The sequence below is a fragment of the Alteraurantiacibacter aestuarii genome (assembly GCF_039523595.1).
Lineage (GTDB): Bacteria > Pseudomonadota > Alphaproteobacteria > Sphingomonadales > Sphingomonadaceae > Alteraurantiacibacter > Alteraurantiacibacter aestuarii.
Genome location: NZ_BAAAFP010000002.1, coordinates 1,448,850 through 1,474,328 on the forward strand (window position 1 = coordinate 1,448,850; position 25,479 = coordinate 1,474,328).

The following is a 25,479-nucleotide window of genomic DNA, read 5'->3' on the forward strand; positions in this document are numbered from 1 at the left end:
AATTGGACAGGAATCAGACCCTTATGGCAAGCAAGAGCGACATCGGCAGCGGCACTACCCGTCCGGTTGTCACCCGCTTTGCGCCCTCCCCCACCGGCTTTCTGCATATCGGCAATGCGCGCACGGGTCTTTTTTCCTGGCTCTATGCGCGGCATTTCGGCGGCAAGGCTTTGCTGCGGATCGAGGATACCGACAAGCAGCGCAGCACGCAGGAAGCGATTGACGTGATTCTGGACGGGCTGGACTGGCTCGGCCTGGAATTCGACGGGGAGCCGGTGTTCCAGTCGCAGCGCGCCGATCGCCATGCCGAAGTGGCTTACAAGCTGCTGGAGGCCGGCAGGGCATACAAGTGCTTCTCCACGCCCGAGGAGCTGACCGAAATGCGCGAGCAGCAGCGCGCCAACAAGCAGCCGCTGCGCTATGATGGCCGCTGGCGTGATCGCGATCCGTCGGAGGCACCCGAAGGCACGCCATTTACCGTGCGGATCAAGACCGAAACCACCGGCGAGATTGTGATCGAGGATGCCGTGCAGGGCCGCGTGGCAGTGAAGAATGAGGAAATCGACGATTTCATCCTGCTGCGCGCTGACGGTACGCCAACCTACATGCTGGCCGTGGTGGTCGATGACGTGGATATGGGCTGCACCCACATCATCCGCGGCGATGACCATCTGAACAATGCCTTCCGCCAGTTGCAGGTGATCCGCGCGATGCGGGGAATTGAGGATGGCTGGGAAGATCCGGTCTATGCCCACGTCCCGCTGATCCACGGCAATGACGGCGCCAAGCTTTCCAAGCGCCACGGCGCGCTGGGCGTGGATGCCTATCGCGATGAGCTGGGAATTCTGCCCGAAACGCTGTTCAATTACCTGCTGCGCCTTGGCTGGGGCCACGGCGACAAGGAAGAATTCACCCGCGAGGAAGCGATTGCGCTGTTCGACATTCGCGATGTGAACAAGGGCCCGAGCCGCTTCGACATGAAGAAGCTGCTCAACATGAACGGCCATTATATTCGCGAAGCCGATGATGCACGGCTGGCCGGGATCGCAGCGCCGATGATCGGCCCTGATGTCGATATCGATCTGCTGACCAAGGCCATGCCCGTGCTCAAGACCCGCGCGCGCGACATGATCGAACTGGCCACTGGCGCTGCCTTCCTGTTCAAACAGCGTCCGCTGGAAATGTCCGAAAATGCCGCAAGTCTGCTCAATGACGAGGCGCGCAAGCATCTTTCGCAGATTTCCGCGCGTTTGCGCGCCGTTTCGGACTGGACAACGGAAGCGTTGGAGGCCAATCTGAAGACCTATGCAGAGGAGTTGGGGCTGGGCCTCGGCAAACTCGCGCAGCCGCTCCGCGCGGCACTCACGGGGCAAACAACCTCGCCGGGTATTTTCGATGTTTTGGCACTTCTGGGCCGGGAAGAAAGTCTTGCGCGAATTGACGCGCAAGCTTCCGGCTGACGGAATGAATTAGCGCAAGGAGACTGGATTTGGCGGATAAACAGGCGCAGCTCACTTTCGGCGGTCAGACGCATGACTTTCCGGTCATGTCTGGCAGCACCGGTCCCGATGTGGTGGATATCCGCAAGCTCTACGGGAAAACCGGGGCTTTCACTTTCGATCCGGGATATAAATCCACCGCATCGTGCGAAAGTTCGCTGACCTATATCGATGGCGATGAGGGCGTTCTGCTCCATCGCGGCTATCCCATCGGCCAACTGGCCGAACATTCCAATTTCATGGAAGTCTCCTACCTGCTGCTCAATGGAGAGCTGCCGGTAAAGGATGAACTGGAAGACTTCAGCTACACCATCACGCGGCATACCATGCTGCATGACCAGCTGCGCCAGTTCTACCAGGGTTTCCGCCGCGATGCGCACCCGATGGCGATCATGTGCGGCGTGGTGGGTGCCCTTTCGGCCTTCTATCACGACAGCACCGATATCTCCGATCCGGAACATCGCAAGATTTCCAGCCACCGGCTGATTGCCAAGATGCCCACCATCGCGGCCTGGGCATACAAGTATTCCATCGGCCAGCCTTTCATGCAGCCGCTCAACTCGCTGAGCTATACCGGCAATTTCCTGCGTATGACCTTTGGCGTTCCGGCCGAGGAATATGAGATTCATCCAGCAGTGGAAAAGGCGATGGACCGGATTTTCATCCTTCACGCCGATCACGAGCAGAATGCATCGACTTCCACGGTCCGTCTGGCCGGTTCTTCGGGCGCCAATCCGTTCGCCTGTATCGCAGCGGGCATTGCCTGCCTGTGGGGTCCGGCGCACGGCGGCGCGAATGAGGCGGCGCTCAACATGCTGCGCGAAATCGGCACGCCCGATCGCATCCCGCATTATATCGAGCGCGCTAAGGACAAGAGCGATCCGTTCCGCCTGATGGGATTCGGGCACCGCGTGTACAAGAACTACGATCCGCGTGCTGCTGTGATGCAGAAGACCGTGCGTGAAGTGTTTGAGGCGCTGAACGTTCAGGACCCGCTGTTCGAAACCGCTCTGCGGCTTGAGGAACTGGCGCTGAATGACGAATATTTCATCGAGAAGAAGCTGTTCCCCAATGTGGACTTTTATTCGGGCGTGATCCTGTCCGCGATCGGCTTCCCGACGACCATGTTCACGGCGCTGTTCGCCCTTGCCCGCACGGTTGGCTGGGTTGCGCAGTGGAATGAGATGATTTCCGATCCGGCACAGGTCATCGGCCGTCCGCGCCAGCTCTATACCGGGCCGACGCAGCGCGATTACGTGCCAGTCGACAAGCGCTAGAACGCGAATTCAGCCGGCGGGTGACTGGTCGTCCGCCGGTAATTCCAGAATGAAGCGGGCACCCTGCCCCCTGGCGCTCTCCACGCTGAGCGATCCGTGCATGGCGGTCGCCAATCTGCGCGAGATATACAGGCCCAGGCCTGAACCACCGTCTCCGCTGCGCCCCAGCCTTTCGAACTTGGAGAACACGCGGCGCTGTTCTTCCTCGCTCAGCCCTTCGCCCTGATCGGCCACGATGATGCGCGCGCGGCCTTCATCCTCCTCCACCCTCAGCCAGATTTCGGAACCCTTGGGGGAATAGCGAATGGCATTGCCGAGCAGGTTGAGCAGGATCTGCAACACCCGGCGAAATTCACCGATGGCGAGAGCCGTCTCACCGGTCTTTGGAGTGTCGATGGTGATTTCACGTTCCTGCGCGCGCACACCCAATATGCCCGCGGCGCGCCGGGCAATATCGGCCAGGTCGATCTGATCGGGGGCAGGATTGAAATCCTCCTCCTCCACCAGTTCCAGCGTCGTCAGGTCTTCTATCAACGCCAGCAAATGCTCGCCCGCAGAGGCGATGTCGGCGGCATAATTGCTGTATTCATCGGCCAGCGGACCGGCTAGTTGGGTGCGGATTGTCTCCGCATTGGCGATGATGCGAGTCACCGGCTGGCGCAGGACCGGGGCGATCTCAAGCCCAATACCCATGCCGCGCTCCACCGGCTTCTGCGCACGGGAAGACGGCTGGTGATGGGTTTCTGGCAAAGGCTCTGCCGCACACAAATGCAGTTCAAAGCCGTTACGTCCCGCCTGTGGCTGGCCGAGTGGCACCAGATGGGCACGCCAGCTGCGCGCCGATCCTTCGATGGCGACACTCGCGCCATCCAGCAGCCGCCAGTGCATCGGCTGGCGATGGCTGAAGCCTTCCAGTTCGACGAAATCGGTCCACGGCCTACCGATGCCTTCGTGCATCTTGCGGTACAGATCGGATAATTCATCGCACTGGCTGTCGACGGTGAGAATCTGTTGCTGCGGGTCAAGCCTTGCCGAAAGTTCGGAAAGCTGGCGCACCAAAGCAATCTGCCGCGCGCGATCTGCATCGGGTGCAGGTTCTGTGGCTGGTTCGCTCTGCCAGTTGGAAATGGCGAGCCTACAGCCTGCGCCATCACTATCGGGCTGAACCTCAACCCAGGCGGTCACCCGCTCATCGCCGTCGCGGGCGGTGATCGCACGTGCCAGCTTGAGCCGGTACTCACGGGCCTTGCGCACCAGTTCCAGAATAGCAGGCGCGATCAGCGCACCGGGCAGTTCCCCGCCACCGCGCAATTGCATGCCTGCTAGCGGTTCGTCCGCCTCGACAAGCCAGTCACGCGCATCTGTTCGTGCGCGGGCCGTGAAGGGGCCGGTCCCAGACATGGATCAGCCCGCCACGTCCGGCATGGAGGAGGCCAGCATGGCGGCTGCCTGATCGCCCGAAATCATATCCAGTCCGGCAGGCATGGAGATATCGGGATGGATGTAGAGAATTTGTTCCTCCAGCGCGGAGGGTTTCAGCCCGGCAGCACGCATGGAAAGGGCGAGGCGCGCGATCTGGTTCTCGCCAAAGGAATAAATCGCCAGATTGCGATCCTGACCCGATGCCATTGCCAGCGCCGTGGCAAAAACCGCCAGCCCGCCATGATCGATGGCCAGCGCACGCGGTGCTGTCTTGCCCATCCCCATGATCAGCCGGGTGATCAGGCCAAGGCGGCTGTTGCTCTCGTCAAACCGGTCGCGAAGGCCCGCTTCGGTCCGCTGCGCCCCATCGGCTTCATCGTCGAGAGTGCGCAGGATGAGCAGCGCCCTGTGGAACAGATCGCCGGGCAGTTCGGCCAGTGGCAGTTCCATCCGCCGCTGCTGCTGCACAAAGCGTGCCTGCTCTGCCAGAACGCGCATCGAGAGCGCAGCCATTTGCGCATCGGTGGACGCCGCCAGTTCCTGCAACAGGGGGGACAGGACCAGATCGATCCCGCTGCGGCGCTGCAATTGATCGGCCAGCTGCATTTCCAGCGTCTGCGCATGGGCGTGAGCCAGAAATGCCGAATCTTCCATCAGCATCTGCGTCAGCCGAGCTTCTCTCAGATCGGCATAGCTGCCCAGATCCTCAACGCCATCGGCCTGCCCGCGTGCAAAAAGCAATTGCCGGGCGACATGGCCGATCATGCCGCGCACACGGGCAATGACCATATCGCTGAACAGCGACTGGTCGCTGGTGGCCAGCAAATGCCGCAGGATCGGCCTGGTGGTGGCGATCACAAGATCCCCGCGCTGCAGTTCGCCGCGCAGGATATCTTCAGCGTCTTGAACTGGTCGGTCCATCTGGATGTCGTCAATCATAGCTGCGCCATAACCCAATAGAGTTAAACCCGCGTTATCCGTGCCGCTTCAAACCGAATATGAGGTTAACGGCCAGAACTGCCATCGCCGCAGCCATCACCACCTGCTCTGCAGGCAGGAAGGCGGCCAGCACCGCCATGCCGCCGCCCAGCAAGGCACGATCACGCATGTCGGGAAAGCGCGACCGGGGAGCGGATCCAACGGGTTGATACAGTCCGCTCATCAGCACCAGTGGGGCAAACATCTGCCGGAACCACGGACCCTGAACAAGCAGGACCGCAGCAGTCAGGAACATCACGTCAATGAACAGGCGCAGGCGGTCCCACGGACCGGCAGAGCCGAAGGGCGCTGCCCGAAGGCGCGAAAGCGTGATCGCCACTTCCAGCGTCAAAGCGGAAAGGCCAATCATCGCAAATGCAGCAATTGCCTGGCCGCTCCACCCTGCATATCCGGCAGCACCGGCAAGCAGAACGGCGCCGATCAGCAAGACAGGCAGCAGTGCCGCGCGCGAAAGCATCTGGCGTGCAAAGCGGCGGGTGATCTGCCGGGCTATCCATGCAGACAGTGATCCGGGCCGACCTGTCCCTAAATGCCGCTCAATCCAGCGCTCCTCGGCGATCTGCATTTCCTCGCCCCCATCGGGGCCGCCGCCAGGACCGCCGCCGGGCAAGCTCCACCTGCCCTCGGCCAGCAAGGACTGGTCCAGCATGCGTTCGGGCAGGCCCGCCTGCAGCGCAATTCGCAGCAGGGCTGGCGCAGTTTCGCTATCTTCTGCCAGGTCAAGCAGGCGCGAAAGCAGGCCCCCGCGCAGAATCAGCACGCCCGCCCACGCGCGCGTCAGGTCAATTCTTTCAAATCCCGCCTCGACCCCTGCCGCCGCTGGCACGGTGACCACCATGCCCTGTTCCGGAACATCGGCGAAAAGCGCGGTGGTTTCAGCCTGCAAATAGGGGTGGAGCACCAGCAGCCTGTCCTGCGGTGCCAGCAAGGCCATCAGCGCGTGTGGCCCAGAGGCGACCTGAAAGATCATTCCGGCCTTCTCGGCCTTGTGCCGCAGGTCCATCCCCTCGGGCGAGAGATCGTTCCCCAGCACGATCAGCCGCGAACAGCCGAGCATTCTGGCCAGCTCGAACTGTCTGAGCGCCAGCGACTTGCCGAGTAATTGGCCCCTGCCCTGCCCGTCAACATCGGGCAGCGTGACCAGCACGGCATCGGCGGTTTTTGGCGTTTCACTCACATCGCAGTGCTAGGGCGCGGGCGCGATGCTGCCAAGGGCCTCTCGACCAATGGCAATCAGGAGCGGTTGGCAAACTCTTCCACGAATTGCCGCAACTTGCGCAGGATCACCGGGTCACCCGGCGCGGAATCCAGCGCTTCATCCGCCAGTCTCATCAGTTCCAGCGCATGAAAGCTGGTACCCAGCGCCCGCAGGCGCAACGCGGCAACTTCCCAGTTCCCATCGCAGCGCGATCTCTGCAACAGGTCCAGCTGTCCCCGCAGGCTTTCCATGAAGCACGCGCGCAGCTCTGCCCGCAGCGCCGTATCGTCGCCTGCCGCTGCCACCAGATTGGCATCAAAATCAGCTGCTTCATAAGCCATGCTGCCGCCATAGGAGCGTTAGTGTTAAGGCGGGGTTTAACAGGCGCGCACGGACTGGTATTGGTGGCCGATGAGCAGACGCGAGAACCTGGTGGCACTTGGTGCCTCTGACGAGCCGGAAACTGGACCTGGTCCAGAGGATCAGCCCACGCCTGAGGCAGCTGAGACCTATCCCGAAGATGCTGCTGACTTTGAAGATGCGTGGGAGGAAGAAGCCCCGCGCCGCTCAACCGGGTGGATTATTCCAACGCTTGGCGTGATTGCCATCATGGGCTGGACCGGCTTTTTTGGCTGGATTCACCAGTCGGAGATTCTTGCTGGCGCCCCGCCGCAGGCATGGGCGGACTGGATCGTATCGTGGTCCGTGCCGGTGTTGCTGGTGATCGGCGTTTGGCTGCTCGCCATGCGCAATTCCACCCGCGAAGCCGCGCGTTTTGGGGAAACCGCGCGGTTGCTGTCGCACGAATCGCAAGGTCTTGAAACGCGCCTTGTCGCGGTCAATCGAGAGCTGAGCCTGGCACGGGACTTCATCGCATCGCAATCGCGCGATCTGGAATCGCTGGGCCGGGTGGCGAGCGAGCGGCTGAGCACCAATGCGGACCGGCTGGAACAGCTTATCCGTGAAAATGGCGAACAGGTGAATTCCATCGGCCAGGTCAGCGATACCGCGCTCTCCAATATGGAAAAGCTGCGCGATCGTCTGCCGGTGATTGCCAATGCCGCGCGCGATGTGGCCAGCCAGATCGGCAATGCGGGGATCACTGCGCAGGGGCAGCTGGACGAAATGATCTCGGGCTTTGATCGGCTCAACCAGTTTGGTGAGGCCAGCACGGCCCAGGTCGAAGGGCTGCGCGCCAAGGTCGGCGACACGCTCGCATCGTTCGAGGCGCAGACCACTGCGCTGGAACAGCTGTGCAACACGCGCTTTGAAGCCCTGCGAGGGCAGAGCGAGGACTTCCGGCAGGAGCTGGAAGCACGCGAAACAGATACTCTGGCGGCCATCAGGCGCCGGGCGGAGGAACTGCAGACCGAACTTTCAGCCCGCAGCGACGAAGTGCGCGCGCGCGAGGAAGCGGCCATTGCGGACATGCGCGAACGCATTGCCGATCTGCGTAGCGAGGCTGATCGCCTGACCCTGTCCATGCGCGATGGACAGACCGAAACGCAGCGCCTGTGGGAGACCGCTATCGAGGGGCTGCAGGCGCGGATGACCGACGCCATTGGCACTGTCAGCCGGATTGACGAAGCCGCCATCGAAAGCGCCCGCGCCCGGCTTGAGAAACTGTCGCAGATCGCCGAACGCGCCGACACGTCGATCAAGCAGAGCACCGAGGCGTTTGACGAAGAGTTTGCACGCCGGCAGGCACTGGCCGTTCAGCGCGAGGAGCAGGCGCTGGCGCAATTGCAGGGCCGCATCTCGGCATTCGACCAGCAGGTGAACGAGAGGCAGGAAGAGCATCTGGCGCATGTTGTGGGCCTTGCCGAACGCGGCGACGCCCTGGCGCAGCGACTGGCAGCTCTGGATCAGGAGCTGTCACGCCTGTCCGAGCAAGGAAAGCAGGAAACCGGCAGGCTGAGCGAGGCGAGCGAATTGCTGGCCGAACGCCTGTCTCATAGCCGGGCGATCCTGGAAGAGAACGGCACATTTGTCGGCCGCCTGACCGATGACAGCGTCCGCCTGCTGGAAATCATCCGCTCGAGCGCGGATTACTCGCAGGGCGCATTGTGCGATTCCATCGGCAAGGCTGAAAGTCGCCTGAGCCAGTTCGAACAACAGGCAATGGCCTTGCGCGATACGATTGTGCAGGCCGAGGCCAAGGGCAGCCTGCTCTCCGATCACGTGGGCACAGCATCGCTGGAATCGCGCGCTTCGCTGGAAACGATCGAAGCGCTGGAGGCCCGCATGGCGGAGCTCGCCCAGCAGTCGACCGCTCTGGCCGAACAGGCTCGGACCGAGCTGCAATCCGCGATAGCGGAGATGGAGGCGGCATCGGGTGAGATGGTCAGCAAGCTGCGCAGCGAGCAGACCGATGCGGTGCGCGAGATTGCTGAAAGGATCGGCACGCAGGGCAGCAGCGCCATCGAACAGGCGCTGCGCGAAGGCGCCAGCGCAGCCATCGCCGAATTGCAGGAAGCGGCGCACAATGCCGGCGAACGCGGTCGCGAATCCGCCGCCGAGCTGCGCAACCAGCTGGCCATCGTCAATGAACTGACCGGGAATCTTGAACAGCGCGTAAGCCAGGCCCGCGAACGGGCAGCGGAGCAGGTGGACAGCGATTTCACCCGCAGGATGGCGCTGATCACCGATAGCCTCAATTCCTGCTCGATCGATATTTCCAAGGCCTTCGACAATGAAGTGACCGATACCTCATGGGCGAGCTACCTGCGCGGTGATCGCGGTATCTTCACCCGCCGCGCCGTGCGTCTGCTGGACAATCACGATGCCCGCGCGGTCAGCGACATCTATCAGGATGATGCGGAATTCCGCGAGGCCGTGAACCGCTACATCCACGACTTCGAAGCGATGCTGCGCAATGTCCTGTCCACCCGCGATGGCAATGCGCTGGCGGTGACGCTGCTGTCATCGGACATGGGCAAGCTCTATGTCGCGCTGGCACAGGCGATTGAGCGCCTGCGCGACTGAGAGCCAGCGCAGACTATCAGAATTCAGACTATCGGAATTCAGGCGATCAATAATCGCATCAATATTCAGGTGGTGTGCCGAAGAAGTTGATGTCTTCCGCGGTAATCCAGCCAAACTGGTAGTTGGCGATGAAGATGCCGGTCAGCGCAGCCGCGATCAACGTGGCCCGAAAGGCCAGCTTCCCGGGGCGAAAATTGGCCGGAGCACTGTCTGCCTGACCCGCCACCTTGGGCAATCCCAGCTCATCATGCGTGCGCACGCCGAACGGCAGCAGCAGGAATGCTGACATGACCCAGAACAGCGCATAGATCGCGACAATCGAGGTGATCTTCATAACCGGTTACTCCAGCGGCAGGATCACGCGCGTTTGCGGCTTCTTGCCGGACCAGCGCTGCGCCGCCTTGCGCGCCGCAAGCCGGGCCGTTTCCTTCACCGTCTCCCGGTCGCGTCCGGCGGCACCCTTCAGGCGCGAGAGCGCCTTGCGCACATCGGCCACGGCTTCTTCGATAAAGGCATCGTAATCCTCATCCAGCGGCAGGCCTATGCCTTCCACCTGGATCTCTCCGCCCTTGGCCAGCATGACGATCAGCAGGCCATCGCGCGACAGGCGGCGGCGCATGGTGATGGCATCGCCATCGGAAGGCACGATGACCTCGCCATCGAGCACCAGGCGGCCCGTGCGTACTTCCGCCAATTTGCCCGGCTTGCCGGGTGCAAGGCGGACGATATCGCCGTTCTTCTGGAACACATTATACGGGATGCCCTTGGCCTTCCCGACCCGTGTCTGCTCCTTCATATGGCGGATTTCGCCATGCACGGGGACAAGGATTTCGGGCCGCAGCCAGTCATACAGGGTTTCCAGCTCCGGCCGTCCGGGATGGCCCGAGACGTGGATTTCGCTCTGCCTGTCGGAAACCATCACGATGCCGCGCAAGGCCAGCATGTTCTGCACGCGACCGATGGCCAGCTCATTGCCGGGAATCTGGCGGCTGGAGAACAGCACTACGTCGCCTTCTTCCAGCGAGATGGGATGGTTCTCATCGGCAATGCGGGCCAGCGCTGCACGCGGTTCACCCTGCCCGCCCGTGGCCAGAAACATGATCTGCCCGCGCGGCACGCGCATGGCAGCATCAAAATCCAGCGTCTTGGGGAAGTTCTTGAGATAGCCATTGGCCTTGGAAACTTCGATGATGCGATCGAGCGAACGACCTGCCACGCACAATTGCCGACCGGTTTCCTGCGCCACTTCGCCCAGCGTCTGCAAACGCGCGACGTTGGAGGCAAAGGTGGTCACCATCACGCGCTTGCCCTTGTGGCGCGCGACTTCCTCCAGCAAGCCGCGATACACGGCCCCTTCGGAGCCTGAGGCCTGCGGGTTGAACACATTGGTGGAATCGCAGACGAGCGCCAATACGCCCTCGTCGCCGATTTCCATCAGCTCTTCCTCGGTCGCCGGTTCGCCAACAATCGGCTCTTCATCCAGCTTCCAGTCGCCGGTGTGGAAGATGCGCCCGTATGGCGTTTCGATCAGCAGCGCATTGCCCTCTGCAATCGAGTGGGCGAGCGGGATGTAGGTGATTTCGAACGGACCGATTTCCAGCGATCCGTGATCCTCATCGATCACGTTCAGCTCCACCTGGTCGGCCAGTCCGGCTTCCTCCAGCTTGCGCATGATCAGGTCGGCGGTGAATGGCGTGGCGTAAAGCGGCACGCCCAGATCCCCTGCAAAATAGGGGATCGCGCCGATATGATCCTCATGCGCATGGGTCAGCACGATGCCGAGCAGGTCATCGACCCGCTCCTCGATGAACTCGGGATCGGCGAACATCAGCTCCGTGCCGGGATATTCATTGGCACCAAAGCTCATTCCCAGATCGACCATCAGCCATTTGCCCTGACAGCCGTAGAGATTGACGTTCATGCCAATCTCTCCCGAACCTCCCAGTGCCAGAAACAGCAGTTCGTCTTCGGGGGTGAAATCCTTTTTCATGTATTCCTTGCTCGCTGTGCGATCATGGCCAGACCGCGCAGGGTCAGGTCCGTATCCACGGCATCAAAAATGTCGGTATGCTGGTCAAAAAGGACGGCAAGGCCGCCTGTTGCGATGACCTTGCTGGGGCGTCCGATCTCCGCCCGCAGCCGGGCTATAAGCCCTTCCATCATGGCAACATAGCCCCAGAACACACCTATCAGCATCTGGTCTTCGGTATTGCGGCCGATCACCGTGTTATCGCGCGGCTGTTCAATGGCGATGCGCGGCAGCTTGGCAGTGTTGTTGACCAGTGCATCGAGCGACAGGTTGATGCCCGGCGCGATGATGCCGCCCTTGTAGGCGCCGTTGAAATCAACCACGTCATAGGTGGTGGCAGTGCCGAAATCGATGACGATCAGGTCACCGGGATAGCGGGCGTGGGCCGCGATCGCATTGACCGCCCGGTCCGCCCCCAGAGAGCGCGGTTCCTCGACGTCGATCTCAATATTCCACGCAGCGGCGCCCTCACCTGCGAACAAGGGTTCGACCTGGAAGTACTTGCGCGCCAGCACATCCAGATTGTGCTGCGTGCGCGGGACAACGCTGGAAACGATCATCGTGTCGACTTCGCTACGGGCAATGCCCTCTATCTGCATCAGTTGCAGCAGCCATACGGCATATTCATCACCCGTTCGGCGAGGATCGGTGGCGATGCGCCAGCGCGTGCGCATTTCCTCCCCGTCGAACAGGGCGAACACCACATTGGTATTTCCAACATCAACCGCGAGCAGCATCTAGCGCGCCTCCAGCATTACATCGCCTGCGTGGATGACATGTGAGGAGCCATCCTCCAAGCGCAAGCGCAAAGCGCCATCAGCGCCCAGCCCGGCAAATGTGCCGGAAACCTTCCTGCCGCTATCGTCATGAACGGTCAGCGGTGTTCCCACCGGATGGGCGGCGGCCTGCCAGCGATTGAAGATCGCCTCTGTCCCGAATTCCCGCCAGCGCTGCACTTCGGTGGCGAAATTGACTGCCAGATCCTGCGCGAACAAGTCCCGCTCCGGCCTTGTGCCCGCTTGCGATACGGCGCCAGTCTCACGGTCTGCAATTGCCGGAGCCTGCGCCAGGTTCACGCCGATGCCGATCACCGCCCAGTTGCCCGCGCGCTCCAGCAATATCCCGCACAACTTGCGCCCGGCCAGCATCAGATCATTGGGCCATTTGAGCCGCAGGGCATGCGGATCGGCCAGGCGTGGCAGCACGGTTTCATAAACAGCCAGCGCGGTCACGAATGACAGGCTGGCAGGCGGCGGATCATGCGGGCCGATCCTGACCACGGTGGAGCCCATGAAATTGCCTGGTGCATCCAGCCATTGCCGGCCTTGCCGCCCGCGCCCCTGCACCTGCCGGTCCGCGATCAGCCAGTCATTCTCTGCAAGCGCCTCTCCGGCCTGAAGCCGGGCGAGCAGATCGGCGTTGGTCGATCCGGTTTGCGGGACGAAGGTCAGCCGTGGTGACAAATCAGACTGTGAGGAACAGCGATGCCGCTGCCATGTCTGCCAGCGCACCGAACCAGCCTGTCAGCAGATAGCCGAGCGGCGAGATAATGGCCGTGCAGATCGCCAGCAGCACCCAGTGCGACACCGGGATATCGCCCACGACCTTGTCCGCAGCTTCATCGAAGAACATGATCTTGATGATCTTGATGTAGTAGAACGCACCGATCACGCTGGCGGCGATACCGATCGCGGCCAGCGGCATCAGGTTGGCCTCTACCGCAGCCTGGAAGACCACGAACTTGCCCCAAAAGCCGAGCATGGGCGGAATACCCGCCAGGCTGAACATGATCACCAGCAGGCACCACGCCAGCGCCGGGCGGGTGGTGGAAAGCCCTGCCAGATCGGCAATGTCCTCTACCGGCTGTCCGTCTGCATCGCGCATCATCAGCACGGCCACGAAACTGCCCACGGTGGTGGCGACATAGATGGCGAGATAGGTAATCATCGCGCTGGCACCCGCCACATTGGCAGCGGCCAGGCCGACCAGAATAAAGCCGACATTGTTGATCGACGAGAACGCCAGCAGGCGCTTGATGTTCTTCTGGCCGATGGCGCCAAGGGCACCCACCACGATGGAGGCAAGCGCGGCGAAGATCACCACCTGCTGCCACGCCTCAACCTGATTGCCGAATGCTTCGAGCGAAACGCGCGCGGTGAGCGCAACGGCGGCGACCTTGGGAGCACTGGCAAAGAAGGCGGTGACCGGCGTCGGTGCGCCTTCGTACACGTCGGGCGTCCACATGTGGAAGGGCACGGCGCTGATCTTGAAGGCAAGGCCCGTCAGCATGAAGATCAGGCCGAACAACATGCCGCCCGAAAGCCCGCCTGCCATGGCGACACGAATGCCTTCAAAGCTGGTCGATCCGGTGAAGCCGTAGGTCAGGCTCATACCGAACAGCAATATGCCGCTGGCGAGCGCGCCCAGCACGAAATACTTGAGGCCAGCCTCGGCAGAGCGATCATTATCACGCAGGTAAGCGGCCAGCACATAGGCGGACAGGCTGTTGAGCTCGAGCCCGATATACAACGTCAGAAGGTCTGCGGCGGAGACCATGATGCTCATGCCAAGGGCAGCGAACAGCACCAGAATAGCGAATTCAGGGCGCATGGCCTTGAGCCGGTCAAAGTAATTGGGCGCAACCACCAGAGTGGCACCAGCAGCGGCAAAGATCATCAGCTTGGCCAGGCCGGCAAAGGCATCGGCGCGGAACTGGCCGAAGAATGCCAGCGTATCGGGGCCGGAAGCGCCCGCACACACGGTGGGGGCAACAAGGAAGAATGCCCCGCCCAGCGCCACGCAAGCGGCGATGGAGACAGGCTTGCTGGCCTCATTCCCGCCCCATGCCGCGATCAGCAGCAGCAGCAGGCCCGAAACCGACAGAACCAGTTCCGGAATGACGAGCGCGAGGGAATTAGTCAGTTCCATCAGTGCGCTCCCCCATGCGCTTCTTCCTGTGCGGCAGGTGCCGCCTCACCAATTTCAAGATGTGCGTCGCCCGCAGGTGCGGCACGCGCGAGCCGTGCATCGAGCGCGGCGATATCGCTGCGCATCGGGGCAAGGAAGCTTTCGGGATAGACGCCCATCCACAGCACCACGGCAGCGATCGGGGCCAGCAGCCACAATTCGCGATGGTTCAGGTCTGGCATGGCAGCCGCATCAGCGTTCACCTGATCGCCAAAGGCCACCCGGCGATAAAGATAGAGCATGTAGGCTGCGCCCAGGATGATGCCGGTGGTGCAGACAAAGGCGACCACGCTGGAAATCTGGTAAATGCCTGCCAGGCTGAGGAATTCGCCGACAAAGCCACTGGTGCCCGGCAGGCCGATGCTGGCCATGGTGAACAGCAGGAACAGCACCGCATAGCGCGGCATGTTGATTGCCAGACCGCCGTACCGGGCGATCTCACGCGTGTGCAGCCGGTCATAAATCACGCCGACGCACAGGAACAACGCGCCGGAAACCAGACCGTGCGAGAGCATGACGATCATCGCGCCTTCAAGGCCCTGCACGTTGAAGGCGAACAGGCCCACCGTCACGATCGCCATATGCGCGACCGAGCTATAGGCGATCAGCTTTTTCATATCATGCTGGACCAGAGCGATCAGGCTGGTGACGACCACCGCCACCATCGACAGCGCGAAGATCAGCCAGGCGAACTGCGCGGATGCTTCCGGGAACATCGGCAGGCTGAAGCGGATGAAGCCATATCCGCCCAGCTTGAGCAGCACGCCAGCCAGGATGACGGAGCCTGCCGTGGGTGCCTGCACGTGGGCATCGGGAAGCCAGGTGTGCACCGGCCACATCGGCATCTTCACCGCGAAACTGGCGAAGAAGGCCAGCCACAGCCACGTTTGTGCGCCAGCGGGGAAATCATACTGCATCAGCGCCGGGATCGACGATGTGCCAGCCTCTTTCGCCATCCACAGCATGGCGATGAACATCAGTACCGAGCCGAGCAGCGTATAAAGGAAGAACTTATAGCTGGCGTAGATGCGGTTATCGCCGCCCCAGATGCCGATGATCAGGTACATCGGGATCAGGCCGGCTTCGAAGAAGATGTAGAACAGGAACAGGTCCTGCGCCGCGAACGTGCCGATCATCAGCACTTCCATGAACAGGAAGGCGGCCATGTATTCGCCCACGCGCTTGGTGATCGAAGTCCAGCTGGCACCGATGCACACCGGCATCAGGAACACCGAGAGCATGATCAGCATCAGCGCGATGCCATCAATGCCCAGCGCCCACTGGAAGCCCGCGAACAGATCCGCGCTTTCGGTGAACTGCCACTGCGCGCCGCCAATATCGAAATTGGCCCACAGCATGATACCCAGCGCCAGATTAACCAGCGTGGCACCCAGCGCGATCAGGCGCGCCTGATTTGCAGCCACGAGCAGGCATGCGGCCGCACCCAGCAAAGGCACCAGCAGCATGACGGAAAGGATCGGGAAACCGCCCATCAGAACATCACCCAGGTAATCGCGGCGACAAGGCCGATGAGCATGATCAGCGCATAGCTATACAGATAGCCGGACTGCACCTTCTTCGCCAGAAGCGAGCCTTCCGACACCACGAGCGCCGCGCCATTGGGACCGAACCGGTCAATGATGCCCTCGTCCCAGACCTTCCAGAACAGGCGGCCCAGCCAGAAGGCAGGCTTCACGAAAATGAAGTTGTACAACTCGTCAAAATACCACTTGTTGAACAGGAAGCGGTAAACCGGACCCAGCTGCTCAGCCACAGCCGCAGGCACGGTCGGCTTGCGGATATAGGCGTACCAGGCGACCAGCAGGCCAATCAGCATGGCGATTGTGGCCGAGAGTTTCACCCACAACGGCACCACGGCCTCGTCATGCAGCGAGTGCATGAAGTGTTCGTCATAGGCGATCGATCCGTTCCAGAACGCCGCTGAATCGAGGAATGCACCGTAGAATACGAAACCGGCGAAGACCGCGCCCAGCGACAGAACGGCCAGCGGGACGAGCATCGAATAGGGGCTCTCATGCGGATGATAGCCGCCGGTGGTGTCCTCACCCGCCTGCTCTGGCGTCTTGTGGACCGAATGCTGGATATGCTCGCTCTCAATCCAGCGCGGTTTGCCCCAGAAGGTGAGGAACATCAGGCGCCAGCTGTAGAAGCTGGTCAGCAGGGCGGCAAAAGCACCGATCCAGAAGGCCGCATTGCCCATTTCGGTGCCCGATGCGAAGGCCGCCTCGAGGATCGCGTCCTTGGAATGGAAGCCGGCAAAGCCTGCATGCAACCAGTAAATACCCACGCCGGTGATCGCCAGAGTGCCGGCCATCATGCCCCAGAACGTGAACGGGATAGCCTTACGCAGGCCGCCGTAATAGCGCATGTCCTGCTCATGATGCATGGCGTGGATCACGCTGCCCGCACCAAGGAACAGCAGCGCCTTGAAGAAGGCGTGCGTAAACAGGTGGAACATCGCCGCGCCATAAGCGCCCACGCCCGCAGCAAAGAACATGTAGCCCAGCTGTGAGCAGGTGGAATAGGCGATCACCCGCTTGATATCCCACTGGGTGGTGCCGACCGTTGCGGCGAACAGGCAGGTCGCCGCGCCCACGAATGTCACGACGCCCAGCGCCACCGGAGCGGCTTCAAACATCGGCGACAGGCGGCACACCATGAACACGCCTGCGGTCACCATGGTGGCAGCGTGGATCAGCGCGGAAACGGGCGTTGGCCCTTCCATCGCATCGGGCAGCCACGTGTGCAGGCCCAGCTGCGCGGACTTGCCCATCGCGCCAATGAACAGCAGCAGGCACAGGATCGTCATCGTATCCATGCGCATGCCCATGAAGGTGATGTGCGATACACCCTGCATGGCGGGAGAAGCCGCGAGGATTTCAGGGATCGACGTGGTCTGGAACACCAGGAAAGTGCCAAAAATACCCAGCATGAAGCCAAGGTCACCCACGCGGTTGACCACAAAGGCCTTGATCGCGGCGGCACTGGCGGACGGTTTCTTGAACCAGAAACCGATCAGCAGATAGGACGCCAGGCCCACGCCTTCCCAGCCAAAGAACATCTGCACCAGATTATCGGCCGTCACCAGCATCAGCATGGCGAAGGTGAACAGCGACAGATAGGCGAAAAAGCGCGGCTGATCCGGGTCCTCGTCCATATAGCCCCAGCTATACAGGTGGACGAGCGCGGAGACGGTGGTGATCACCACCAGCATCACCGCCGTCAGCGTATCGACGCGCAGCGCCCAGTCGAAGGTCATCGTGCCGGAGCGCACCCATTCGAGCACGGGCACGACCTGCACGGTCTCACTGCCGTTGATGAAGCCGATGAAGATCGGCCAGCTGAAACCGCAGGCGATAAACAGGCCCGCAGTCGTCACCAGCTTGGCCGGGACATTGCCGATGGCGCGATTGCCAAGGCCCGCGACGATCGCTGCCAGCAACGGCGCGAAGACGATGATGAGGATCGGGTTCAAGGTCTATCCCTTCATCCGGTTGACATCATCGACGGCGATAGTGCCCCGGCGACGGAAGTAGATGACCAGGATCGCCAAGCCGATGGCCGCTTCTGCGGCGGCCACGGTGAGCACGAACATGGCGAAGATCTGACCGGTGAGATCACCCAGAAAGGCGCTGAAAGCCACCATATTGATGTTTACCGACAGCAGGATCAGCTCGATCGCCATCAGGATCACGATCACATTCTTGCGATTGAGGAAAATCCCCAGAACGCCGAGCACGAACAGGATAGAGCTGACGACGAGATAGTGTTCGATACCGATCACAGTTCGATCCCCTTGCCCACTTCGGGGCTGGCGTTGACGGTCGCGTCCTCTGGTCGGCGCGAGTTCTGTTTGGAAATGTTCTGATGTCCGCGTGCGGCACGGCTTTCACGGTGGGTCAGCACGATGGCGCCGATCATGGCCACCAGCAGGATGATGCCTGCCGTTTCGAACAGGAACAGATAGCGGCTGTAAAGCAGCGCACCGATATTCTCGATATTGCTTTCACCCAGCAGGGGCGCGGCAGCACCATCGGGCGTGCCCAGCGGCATGGCACCGACACGGTAAGCGCCGATGCCCAGCACCAGCTCTGCCAGCAGGATGACCGCAACGGCCACACCCAGCGGCGCATTCTTGACGAAACCGGCGCGCAGCTCGGCAAAATCGATGTTGAGCATCATCACCACGAACAGGAACAGCACCGCGACTGCGCCGACGTAGACAATCACCAGCAGCATGGCGATCAGCTCCGCCCCCACAAGGATCATCAGGCCGGCAGCGTTGAAAAAGGCCAGGATCAGCCAAAGCACCGAATGGACCGGGTTGCGTGACAGCACCACGAGCGCGCCCGAGGCGATTACCATGGCCGCAAACAGATAGAAGGCTAGGGTGTGAATCATGAGGTCCCGTTCAATTGCCCGCGCGCTTAACGATAGGGCGCATCGGCTTCAAGGTTCGCGGCAATCGCCCGCTCCCACTTGTCCCCGTTCGCCAGCAGTTTTGCCTTGTCATAGAGCAGTTCCTCGCGCGTTTCGGTCGCATATTCGAAGTTCGGCCCCTCGACCACTGCATCCACCGGGCATGCCTCCTGGCAAAATCCGCAATAGATGCACTTGGTCATGTCGATGTCATAGCGCGTGGTGCGGCGGCTGCCGTCATCGCGCGGTTCGCTCTCAATGGTGATCGCCTGCGCCGGACACACAGCCTCGCACAACTTGCAGGCGATGCAGCGCTCCTCGCCATTGGGATAGCGGCGCAGCGCATGCTCACCGCGGAATCGCGGCGACAGCGGGTTCTTCTCGAACGGATAGTTGATCGTCACCTTCGGCTTGAAGAAGTACTTCAAGGTCAGCATGTGCGCCTTGAGGAATTCCCACAGGGTGAAGCTCTTGATCAGGTGCGCGACGGTACTCATGAGAAATGTCCCGAGGCCATCAGATAGCCCGATACGATGAAAACGAAGAACAGGCTCAGCGGCAGGAATATCTTCCAGCCAAGGCGCATCAGCTGGTCATAACGGTAGCGCGGTACGGTCGCCATCACCCAGCTGAACATGAAGAAGAAGAACAGGATCTTCAGCAGCAGCCACACGATGCCGGGAACATAATACAGCGGCGCCCAGTCGATCGGCGGCAGCCAGCCACCGAAGAACAGGATGGCGTTCAATGCACACATCAGCAGGATGTTGGCATATTCACCCAGCCAGAACAGCGCGAAACTCATCGATGAATATTCGGTCTGGTAACCGGCGACCAGCTCACTCTCCGCCTCGGTCAGATCGAAGGGCACGCGGCTGGTTTCTGCCAGGCCGGAGATGAAGAACATCACCCACACCGGGAACAGCAGCGGATTGAAGACAAAGGCGTTCACGATGCCCAGGCCGTGGCCCTTTTGCGCCAGAATGATGTCATTCAGATTGAACGTGCCCGCCCACAGCACCACGCACACGATGATGAAGCCGATGGAGACTTCATAGGAAATCATCTGCGCAGAGGCGCGCATGGCGGAGAAGAACGGATATTTGGAATTCGACGCCCAGCCCGAAATCACCACGCCGTACACACCCAGCGAACTGACCGCGAAAATATACAGCAGGCCGACATTGATATTGGCCAGCACCATTTCCGCGCTGAACGGGATCACCGCCCAGCTCAGCAATGCCACGGTGAATGTCAGGATCGGCGCGAGCAGGAACAGCACCTTGTTGGAGGCGCTGGGAACGATGGTTTCCTGCAGGAACACCTTCAGACCATCGGCAAAGCTTTGCAGCAGGCCGAACGGGCCGACCACATTGGGTCCGCGCCGCAGATTGATCGCCGCCCAGACCTTGCGGTCCATATAGATGATCATCGCCACGCCCAGCATCAGCGGCAGGGCAATCAGCAGGATGCCGGCAATGGTCGCGACAAACCACGCCCATTCATAGGTCATGCCGAGGTTCTGGAAGAATTCGGTCATTCCGCAGCCTCCGCCAGTTCACCGCCGTGCAGCAGTTCATTCGAACAGCGCTGCATCACCACGCTGGCGCGGGCAATCGGGTTGGTGAGGTAGAAATCCTTGATCGGATAGGCGATCGCGCCCGATGGGCTGGCATCACCCGCCACCGAAGCGGGCAGCGCGCCGTAATCGGCAATTTCGCCTTCATTGGCCAGTGCCGGCACTTCCGCCGTCATCGCCGCGCGAAGGGCGTGGAAGCTGTCAAAGCCAACGTTCACCTTCAGCGCATCGGCCAGAGCGCGCAATATGCTCCAGTCCTCGCGTGCATCACCGGGTGCGAAGATGGCCTTGTCCGCCATCTGTACGCGGCCCTCGGTGTTCACATAGATTCCGGGCTTTTCGGTATAGGCGGCGGCGGGCAGGATGATGTCTGCCGCGTGTGCGCCCTTGTCACCGTGATGGCCGATATAGACCTTCAGCGCATCGGGGAACTGCGTGAAGTCCACCTCGTCCGCGCCCAGCGCCAGCACCACCTTGGGCTTGGCTGCGACGATATCCCTGATGCCGCCCTTCTGCCCGAAGCCCAGCATCAGCGCGCCCATGCGAGCAGCGGAGAAATGCAGCACGTTGAAGCCGTTCCAGCTGCTGCCATCCTCAAGATCACGCACCATGTTGAAATCATGCGCGATTTTCAGCGCCGCAGCATGTCCACCGGCCACCAGACCGCCGCCACCGATGATGACGGCAGGCCGCTTGGCGTTCTTCAGCGCATCGGTCACGTGACCGGGCAGATTGCCGAGGACGGAGATATCTTCGCCCAGGAATTCGGCGGGGTAGGTCGTTTCCCATTCCGGACCGACCACAAACACCTTGGCCCCGCGCTTCACGGCCTTGCGCAGGCGCACATTCACCAGCGGCGCTTCCCAGCGCACATGGCTTCCCACGATCAGCACCGCATCGGCGTTCTCGATGGCAGCAAAGCCGGTGTTGAAATTGACCGCAGCCAGGCTGGATACGTCATAGGCCATGCCCGTCTGGCGGCTTTCGATCAGGCTGGAACCGCTCGCCCTGAGCAGCGCCTTGGCGGCAAACATGGTCTCGCAATCGAGCAGGTCCCCGGCGATGGCGGCGATGTCCTTGCCCGGCCTGGCGGCGGCGATCTTCTTGAACGCCTCGTCCCAATCTGCCTCGACCAGTTTGCCCTGAGATCCCTTGGGCTTCCTGATCCACACCTTGTCCAGACGGCGGCGCATCAGGCCATCGACCTGGTAGCGCGCCTTGTCCGAAATCCATTCCTCATTCACATCGTCATTGATGCGCGGGAGGGCGCGGAGCACTTCCCTGCCCCGGCTGTCGATACGGATGTTGCTGCCCATCGCATCGGACACGTCGATGCCCAGCGTCTTCTTCAGCTCCCACGGGCGCGCCTCATAGGCATAGGGCCCGCTGGTGAGCGCGCCGACCGGGCACAGATCGATCACATTGGCCGAAAGCTCGTGCTTGGCCGCATGTTCCAGATAGGTGGTGATCTGCATGTCCTCGCCGCGATAGAGCGCGCCGATCTCGTCCACGCCCGCCACTTCTTCGCTGAAGCGGACGCAGCGGGTGCAATGGATGCAGCGGGTCATGATCGTCTTGATCAGCGGGCCCATGTATTTCTCTGTCACCGCGCGCTTGTTCTCGTGATAGCGCGAGGCGCCGCGGCCATAGGCAACCGACTGGTCCTGCAGGTCGCACTCACCGCCCTGATCGCAGATCGGGCAATCGAGCGGGTGGTTGATCAGCAGGAATTCCATCACGCCTTCGCGCGCGGTCTTGACCATCTGGCTGTCGGTGCGGATTTCCTGCCCTTCGGTGGCGGGCAGCGCGCAGCTGGCCTGCGGCTTGGGCGGTCCTGGCTTCACTTCCACCAGGCACATGCGGCAGTTGCCCGCGATGCTGAGGCGCTCGTGATAGCAGAAACGCGGGATTTCCTTGCCCGCCAGCTCACACGCCTGCAGCACGGTGGCGCCAGCGGGAACTTCGATTTCGATGCCGTCTACGGTGACTTTGGGCATTACTGCGTATCCTGCGAGGGTTCGGCCGGTGCCGGGCCATTATTGGTGGAGGCATGCCACAGGGCTTCGCCCAGCCACACGCGCATGGCGAACGGCTCAAGCTCGAATTCCTGGCCTTCGGGGATGCACGGGCCGATCGCGGGGACCAGCGTCTGCAACACTGCCAGCTCATCATCAGAGGCCGGAACAGTGCGGTAATAGAGGTCGGCCGTGTACGGATCATTGCCCACGATGCAGTCCGCCAGCGCCATCGCCGTGCGCACCTGCAAATAGCGTTCGGAAAGCGGATAGGTCCGCTCTGTCACCACATTGCCGGGCACGATCCAGTCCGGGCCATCGTCGTGACGGTCAAAATAGGAAGCGCGGATCAGCCAGCGGCGCAGCGATTCCGCATTCCATGTCATGTAGACGCCGCTCTGCTGGGTGCGGGCGACGCGCGAAAGGCAGTACTGGAAGTTGAAATTCTCGGCCCCGTCACGGGCGTTCATGCCGATCTGGTCCCAGTTGACGAAACCGAAATCGGTCTTGTTCAACAGTTCGTAGGAATCTTCCCTGGAGCGGGTGAAGACGCAGCGGCTGAACTGCTCTTCCATATCGCGGCCACGGCGGCGATTGACCTCGCTGTTGCGCCCGGCTGTCCAGCTGGCGGGCGGGATCAGCGGGAAGGCCCGGTCCCGCTTGATGCGCGAATTGAGCGGCGTGTAATCGTCATTATTGCTCTGCGCCGCTGCGGGAGCGGACAGGACGAACGTAGCGCAAGCCATTGCGGCGGCGGCGAAGATTGCGAAGACTGCCCTCATTCCGCAGCCTCCTGCATCGCTGCGCCATGCTCGGCAATCCGGCGCTCAATCTCGGGACGGAAATGCTTGAGCAGACCCTGGATAGGCCATGCGGCGGCATCGCCCAGCGCGCAGATGGTGTGACCTTCTACCTGCTTGGTGACCTGATACAGCATGTCGATCTCTTCCAGATCGGCATTGCCGGTTTCAAGCCGCGTCATCACGCGCCACATCCAGCCCGTGCCTTCGCGGCAGGGCGTGCACTGGCCGCAGCTTTCATGCTTGTAGAAATAGGACAGGCGGCTGATCGCGCGCACGATATCGGTGGACTTGTCCATCACGATGACGCCCGCGGTGCCAAGGCCGGAACCCAGTTCCTTCAGCCCGTCAAAGTCCATCAGAGCATGGCGGATCTGTTCTGCCGGGACCAGCGGCACTGACGAGCCGCCGGGGATCACCGCCAGCAGATTGTCCCACCCGCCGCGAATGCCGCCGCAATGCTTCTCGATCAGCTCCTCGAAGGTGATGCTCATCGCTTCCTCGACCACGCAGGGCTTGTTCACATGCCCGCTGATCTGGAACAGCTTGGTGCCCTTGTTGCCTTCACGCCCGAAGCTGGAGAACCAGCTGGCGCCGCGCCGCAGGATGGTGGGCACCACCGCGATACTCTCGACATTGTTGACCGTGGTCGGGCAACCATAAAGACCTGCGCCTGCCGGGAAAGGCGGCTTCAGGCGCGGCTGGCCCTTCTTGCCTTCAAGGCTTTCGATCATCGCGGTTTCTTCACCGCAGATATAGGCGCCCGCGCCGCGGTGCATGAACACGTCGAAGTCATAGCCGGACTGGCTGGCATTCTTGCCGATCAGGCCGGAGGCATAGGCTTCGTCAATCGCGGCCTGCAGCGTCTGCGCTTCGCGGATATATTCGCCGCGAATATAGATGTAGGCGGCACGTGCACGCATGGCGAAACCGGCCACCAGCGCACCTTCGATCAGCTTGTGCGGATCGTGGCGGATAATCTCCCGGTCCTTGCACGAGCCCGGCTCGGACTCGTCGGCGTTGATCACCAGAAAGGACGGACGGCCATCCTTGCTTTCCTTGGGCATGAAGGACCACTTCATGCCGGTGGGGAAACCGGCCCCGCCGCGCCCGCGCAGGCCGGAAGCCTTGATTTCCTCGATAATCTCGTCCTGGCCACGCGCCATCAGCGCCTTGGTATCATCCCAGTCGCCGCGCTTCTCAGCCGCTTTCAGGCCCCAGTCCTGGAAGCCATAGAGATTGGTGAAGATGCGGTCCTTGTCAGCAAGCATCACCAATCCCCCCGGTAATCATGGTTTTCGCTGACCATTTCCTTGAGCGAGCTGAGCGCACCGGCAGGTTCGGACGTGTGGCGGCCCGGCTCCTGCGTTCCGGCCTTGGGCGTCTGCCCGGCAGCCAGCGCATCGAGCACCGCATCGAGCCGTTCGGTCGTCAGGTCCTCGTAATTGTCGTCATTGATCTGGACCATCGGCGCGGTGGCGCAATTGCCCATGCATTCGACCTCGGTCAGCGTCCACAGGCCATCCTCGGTAGTGTGGCCCTTGCTCATTCCGCGCTTCTTGCAGGCGGCCATGATGTCATCGCTCCCGCGCAGCATGCACGGCGTAGTGCCGCATACCTGCACGTGGAAGCGGCCAACCGGCACGAGGTTGTACATGGTGTAGAATGTCGCGACTTCGAGCACGCGGATCACCGGCATATCCAGATAGTCGGCGATATATTCCATCACCGGAATCGGCAGCCAGCCTTGCGTATTGGTCTCTGCCCCAACCTGACGCTGCGCCAGATCGAGCAGCGGCATCACCGCAGAGCGCTGGCGGCCTTCAGGATAGGAGGCGACGAACTTCTTCGCCTTCTCAGCGTTTTCATCGGTCCAGTTGAAACTGCCCCAGCGCGCGCGCAATTCGGGCGTATCGGGGGCGATGCTGCGAGCGGCCATTAGCGAACAAACTCCACGCGAGAGCACTTGTCGCCCTCGAAAGAATAGATCGCCACCACGTCGAACGGTTCGGCGGCGGCGGAGCGCCACACGCGCTCGTGAAACACGACATGATTTCCCAATTCCCGCTCCCACAGCACTTCTGCGCGGTTCTCGGGGAATTCGGCGAACATCTTTGTCAGGCCGTCACGCGTGCCCTGCTGGCCTGCGCGCACCACATCGCCGCGATAACCCGCTTCGCAGGCGTCGGCGGTCATCAGCGCGACATAGGCGTCAGCGTCCTGCGCGTTGTAATGCGCGATCATCTGCTGGGCGATGGCCAGCATGTCA

23 protein-coding genes are annotated in these 25,479 nt (G+C 61.6%); 3 read left to right on the forward strand and 20 right to left on the reverse strand.

Annotated elements, in window-relative coordinates; all coding sequences use genetic code 11:
• The first annotated feature begins 23 nt into the window (after nucleotides 1–23).
• Both gltX and ABDZ98_RS10590 read left to right on the forward strand, forming a co-directional pair.
• Nucleotides 24–1,460, forward strand: a complete 1,437-nt coding sequence (gene gltX, locus ABDZ98_RS10585) for a glutamate--tRNA ligase (RefSeq protein WP_343807447.1) — start codon at nucleotides 24–26, stop codon at nucleotides 1,458–1,460.
• Between the two features lie 29 nt (nucleotides 1,461–1,489).
• A complete protein-coding gene (locus ABDZ98_RS10590) occupies nucleotides 1,490–2,776 on the forward strand; it encodes a citrate synthase (protein ID WP_343807450.1) in 1,287 nt (428 codons plus the stop codon).
• Nucleotides 2,777–2,785: 9 nt separating this feature from the next.
• Here ABDZ98_RS10590 and ABDZ98_RS10595 read toward each other — a convergent pair whose 3' ends face one another.
• The 4 genes from ABDZ98_RS10595 to ABDZ98_RS10610 are packed head-to-tail and all read right to left on the reverse strand — an operon-like array spanning nucleotide 2,786 to nucleotide 6,736.
• The gene (locus ABDZ98_RS10595) at nucleotides 2,786–4,177 is read right to left on the reverse strand and encodes a sensor histidine kinase (RefSeq protein WP_343807453.1); all 1,392 of its coding nucleotides are present in this window, start codon (nucleotides 4,175–4,177) and stop codon (nucleotides 2,786–2,788) included.
• A gap of 3 nt (nucleotides 4,178–4,180) precedes the next feature.
• Nucleotides 4,181–5,119 (reverse strand): hypothetical protein, encoded by a 939-nt coding sequence (locus ABDZ98_RS10600; protein WP_343807456.1) that lies wholly within the window; start codon nucleotides 5,117–5,119, stop codon nucleotides 4,181–4,183.
• Between the two features lie 52 nt (nucleotides 5,120–5,171).
• Nucleotides 5,172–6,374, reverse strand: coding sequence for a hypothetical protein (locus ABDZ98_RS10605; protein ID WP_343807459.1), 1,203 nt, complete (start codon nucleotides 6,372–6,374; stop codon nucleotides 5,172–5,174).
• Between the two features lie 56 nt (nucleotides 6,375–6,430).
• A complete protein-coding gene (locus ABDZ98_RS10610) occupies nucleotides 6,431–6,736 on the reverse strand; it encodes an Hpt domain-containing protein (protein ID WP_343807462.1) in 306 nt (101 codons plus the stop codon).
• Between the two features lie 70 nt (nucleotides 6,737–6,806).
• On the opposite strand from ABDZ98_RS10610, the gene ABDZ98_RS10615 reads away from it, so the two are divergent.
• Complete coding sequence (locus tag ABDZ98_RS10615; protein WP_343807464.1) at nucleotides 6,807–9,380, forward strand: coiled-coil domain-containing protein; 2,574 nt, start codon at nucleotides 6,807–6,809, stop codon at nucleotides 9,378–9,380.
• A 58-nt stretch (nucleotides 9,381–9,438) separates the two neighbouring features.
• On the opposite strand, the gene ABDZ98_RS10620 is transcribed toward ABDZ98_RS10615, so the two are convergent.
• Genes ABDZ98_RS10620 through ABDZ98_RS10695 form a run of 16 tightly spaced genes read right to left on the reverse strand, consistent with a single transcriptional unit; the run spans nucleotide 9,439 to nucleotide 25,475 of the window.
• Complete coding sequence (locus ABDZ98_RS10620) at nucleotides 9,439–9,714, reverse strand: DUF1467 family protein (protein ID WP_343807467.1); 276 nt, start codon at nucleotides 9,712–9,714, stop codon at nucleotides 9,439–9,441.
• 6 nt (nucleotides 9,715–9,720) lie between these two features.
• Entirely contained in the window at nucleotides 9,721–11,370 is a 1,650-nt protein-coding gene (locus ABDZ98_RS10625; protein ID WP_343807470.1) for a ribonuclease J, read from the reverse strand.
• The gene (locus tag ABDZ98_RS10630; RefSeq protein WP_343807473.1) at nucleotides 11,367–12,146 is read right to left on the reverse strand and encodes a type III pantothenate kinase; all 780 of its coding nucleotides are present in this window, start codon (nucleotides 12,144–12,146) and stop codon (nucleotides 11,367–11,369) included. The genes ABDZ98_RS10625 and ABDZ98_RS10630 overlap by 4 nt, the downstream gene beginning before the upstream one ends.
• Nucleotides 12,147–12,872, reverse strand: coding sequence for a biotin--[acetyl-CoA-carboxylase] ligase (locus ABDZ98_RS10635; RefSeq protein ID WP_343807475.1), 726 nt, complete (start codon nucleotides 12,870–12,872; stop codon nucleotides 12,147–12,149).
• Between the two features lies 1 nt (nucleotide 12,873).
• Complete coding sequence (nuoN, locus tag ABDZ98_RS10640; RefSeq protein ID WP_343807477.1) at nucleotides 12,874–14,337, reverse strand: NADH-quinone oxidoreductase subunit NuoN; 1,464 nt, start codon at nucleotides 14,335–14,337, stop codon at nucleotides 12,874–12,876.
• Nucleotides 14,337–15,869, reverse strand: coding sequence for an NADH-quinone oxidoreductase subunit M (locus ABDZ98_RS10645; RefSeq protein ID WP_343807480.1), 1,533 nt, complete (start codon nucleotides 15,867–15,869; stop codon nucleotides 14,337–14,339). Before ABDZ98_RS10645 ends, nuoN begins: the two co-directional genes overlap by 1 nt.
• Entirely contained in the window at nucleotides 15,869–17,872 is a 2,004-nt protein-coding gene (gene nuoL, locus ABDZ98_RS10650) for an NADH-quinone oxidoreductase subunit L (protein WP_343807483.1), read from the reverse strand. Before nuoL ends, ABDZ98_RS10645 begins: the two co-directional genes overlap by 1 nt.
• A 3-nt stretch (nucleotides 17,873–17,875) precedes the next feature.
• Nucleotides 17,876–18,181, reverse strand: a complete 306-nt coding sequence (nuoK, locus tag ABDZ98_RS10655) for an NADH-quinone oxidoreductase subunit NuoK (protein ID WP_343807485.1) — start codon at nucleotides 18,179–18,181, stop codon at nucleotides 17,876–17,878.
• Nucleotides 18,178–18,798 carry an NADH-quinone oxidoreductase subunit J gene (locus tag ABDZ98_RS10660; protein WP_343807488.1) on the reverse strand — a complete coding sequence of 207 codons (621 nt, stop codon included), beginning with the start codon at nucleotides 18,796–18,798 and terminating at the stop codon, nucleotides 18,178–18,180. The genes nuoK and ABDZ98_RS10660 overlap by 4 nt, the downstream gene beginning before the upstream one ends.
• Nucleotides 18,799–18,824: 26 nt before the next feature.
• Nucleotides 18,825–19,313, reverse strand: coding sequence for an NADH-quinone oxidoreductase subunit NuoI (gene nuoI, locus ABDZ98_RS10665; protein WP_343807491.1), 489 nt, complete (start codon nucleotides 19,311–19,313; stop codon nucleotides 18,825–18,827).
• Nucleotides 19,310–20,356, reverse strand: coding sequence for an NADH-quinone oxidoreductase subunit NuoH (gene nuoH / locus ABDZ98_RS10670; protein WP_343807494.1), 1,047 nt, complete (start codon nucleotides 20,354–20,356; stop codon nucleotides 19,310–19,312). Before nuoH ends, nuoI begins: the two co-directional genes overlap by 4 nt.
• Nucleotides 20,353–22,392: an NADH-quinone oxidoreductase subunit NuoG gene (gene nuoG, locus ABDZ98_RS10675; protein WP_343807497.1), complete on the reverse strand. Its 2,040-nt coding sequence runs from the start codon at nucleotides 22,390–22,392 to the stop codon at nucleotides 20,353–20,355. Before nuoG ends, nuoH begins: the two co-directional genes overlap by 4 nt.
• A complete protein-coding gene (locus ABDZ98_RS10680) occupies nucleotides 22,392–23,192 on the reverse strand; it encodes a hypothetical protein (RefSeq protein ID WP_343807499.1) in 801 nt (266 codons plus the stop codon). Before ABDZ98_RS10680 ends, nuoG begins: the two co-directional genes overlap by 1 nt.
• The gene (nuoF, locus tag ABDZ98_RS10685; RefSeq protein ID WP_343807502.1) at nucleotides 23,189–24,481 is read right to left on the reverse strand and encodes an NADH-quinone oxidoreductase subunit NuoF; all 1,293 of its coding nucleotides are present in this window, start codon (nucleotides 24,479–24,481) and stop codon (nucleotides 23,189–23,191) included. Before nuoF ends, ABDZ98_RS10680 begins: the two co-directional genes overlap by 4 nt.
• Nucleotides 24,481–25,149: a complex I 24 kDa subunit family protein gene (locus tag ABDZ98_RS10690; RefSeq protein ID WP_343807505.1), complete on the reverse strand. Its 669-nt coding sequence runs from the start codon at nucleotides 25,147–25,149 to the stop codon at nucleotides 24,481–24,483. Before ABDZ98_RS10690 ends, nuoF begins: the two co-directional genes overlap by 1 nt.
• The gene (locus ABDZ98_RS10695) at nucleotides 25,149–25,475 is read right to left on the reverse strand and encodes a nuclear transport factor 2 family protein (protein ID WP_343808941.1); all 327 of its coding nucleotides are present in this window, start codon (nucleotides 25,473–25,475) and stop codon (nucleotides 25,149–25,151) included. Before ABDZ98_RS10695 ends, ABDZ98_RS10690 begins: the two co-directional genes overlap by 1 nt.
• Nucleotides 25,476–25,479 lie beyond the last annotated feature (4 nt).

Bases quoted from the DNA above. Each gene is read 5' to 3' on its own strand.
- ABDZ98_RS10615 (WP_343807464.1), top strand. From the start codon at position 6,807: ATGAGCAGACGCGAGAACCTGGTGGCACTTGGTGCCTCTGACGAGCCG.
- nuoG (WP_343807497.1), bottom strand. From the start codon at position 22,392: ATGCCCAAAGTCACCGTAGACGGCATCGAAATCGAAGTTCCCGCTGGC.
- ABDZ98_RS10595 (WP_343807453.1), bottom strand. From the start codon at position 4,177: ATGTCTGGGACCGGCCCCTTCACGGCCCGCGCACGAACAGATGCGCGT.
- ABDZ98_RS10680 (WP_343807499.1), bottom strand. From the start codon at position 23,192: ATGAGGGCAGTCTTCGCAATCTTCGCCGCCGCCGCAATGGCTTGCGCT.
- ABDZ98_RS10690 (WP_343807505.1), bottom strand. From the start codon at position 25,149: ATGGCCGCTCGCAGCATCGCCCCCGATACGCCCGAATTGCGCGCGCGC.
- ABDZ98_RS10695 (WP_343808941.1), bottom strand. From the start codon at position 25,475: ATGCTGGCCATCGCCCAGCAGATGATCGCGCATTACAACGCGCAGGAC.
- ABDZ98_RS10600 (WP_343807456.1), bottom strand. From the start codon at position 5,119: ATGGACCGACCAGTTCAAGACGCTGAAGATATCCTGCGCGGCGAACTG.
- ABDZ98_RS10620 (WP_343807467.1), bottom strand. From the start codon at position 9,714: ATGAAGATCACCTCGATTGTCGCGATCTATGCGCTGTTCTGGGTCATG.
- nuoI (WP_343807491.1), bottom strand. From the start codon at position 19,313: ATGAGTACCGTCGCGCACCTGATCAAGAGCTTCACCCTGTGGGAATTC.
- nuoF (WP_343807502.1), bottom strand. From the start codon at position 24,481: ATGCTTGCTGACAAGGACCGCATCTTCACCAATCTCTATGGCTTCCAG.
- nuoN (WP_343807477.1), bottom strand. From the start codon at position 14,337: ATGGAACTGACTAATTCCCTCGCGCTCGTCATTCCGGAACTGGTTCTG.
- ABDZ98_RS10645 (WP_343807480.1), bottom strand. From the start codon at position 15,869: ATGGGCGGTTTCCCGATCCTTTCCGTCATGCTGCTGGTGCCTTTGCTG.
- gltX (WP_343807447.1), top strand. From the start codon at position 24: ATGGCAAGCAAGAGCGACATCGGCAGCGGCACTACCCGTCCGGTTGTC.
- ABDZ98_RS10660 (WP_343807488.1), bottom strand. From the start codon at position 18,798: ATGATTCACACCCTAGCCTTCTATCTGTTTGCGGCCATGGTAATCGCC.
- ABDZ98_RS10610 (WP_343807462.1), bottom strand. From the start codon at position 6,736: ATGGCTTATGAAGCAGCTGATTTTGATGCCAATCTGGTGGCAGCGGCA.
- ABDZ98_RS10630 (WP_343807473.1), bottom strand. From the start codon at position 12,146: ATGCTGCTCGCGGTTGATGTTGGAAATACCAATGTGGTGTTCGCCCTG.
- ABDZ98_RS10625 (WP_343807470.1), bottom strand. From the start codon at position 11,370: ATGAAAAAGGATTTCACCCCCGAAGACGAACTGCTGTTTCTGGCACTG.
- nuoH (WP_343807494.1), bottom strand. From the start codon at position 20,356: ATGACCGAATTCTTCCAGAACCTCGGCATGACCTATGAATGGGCGTGG.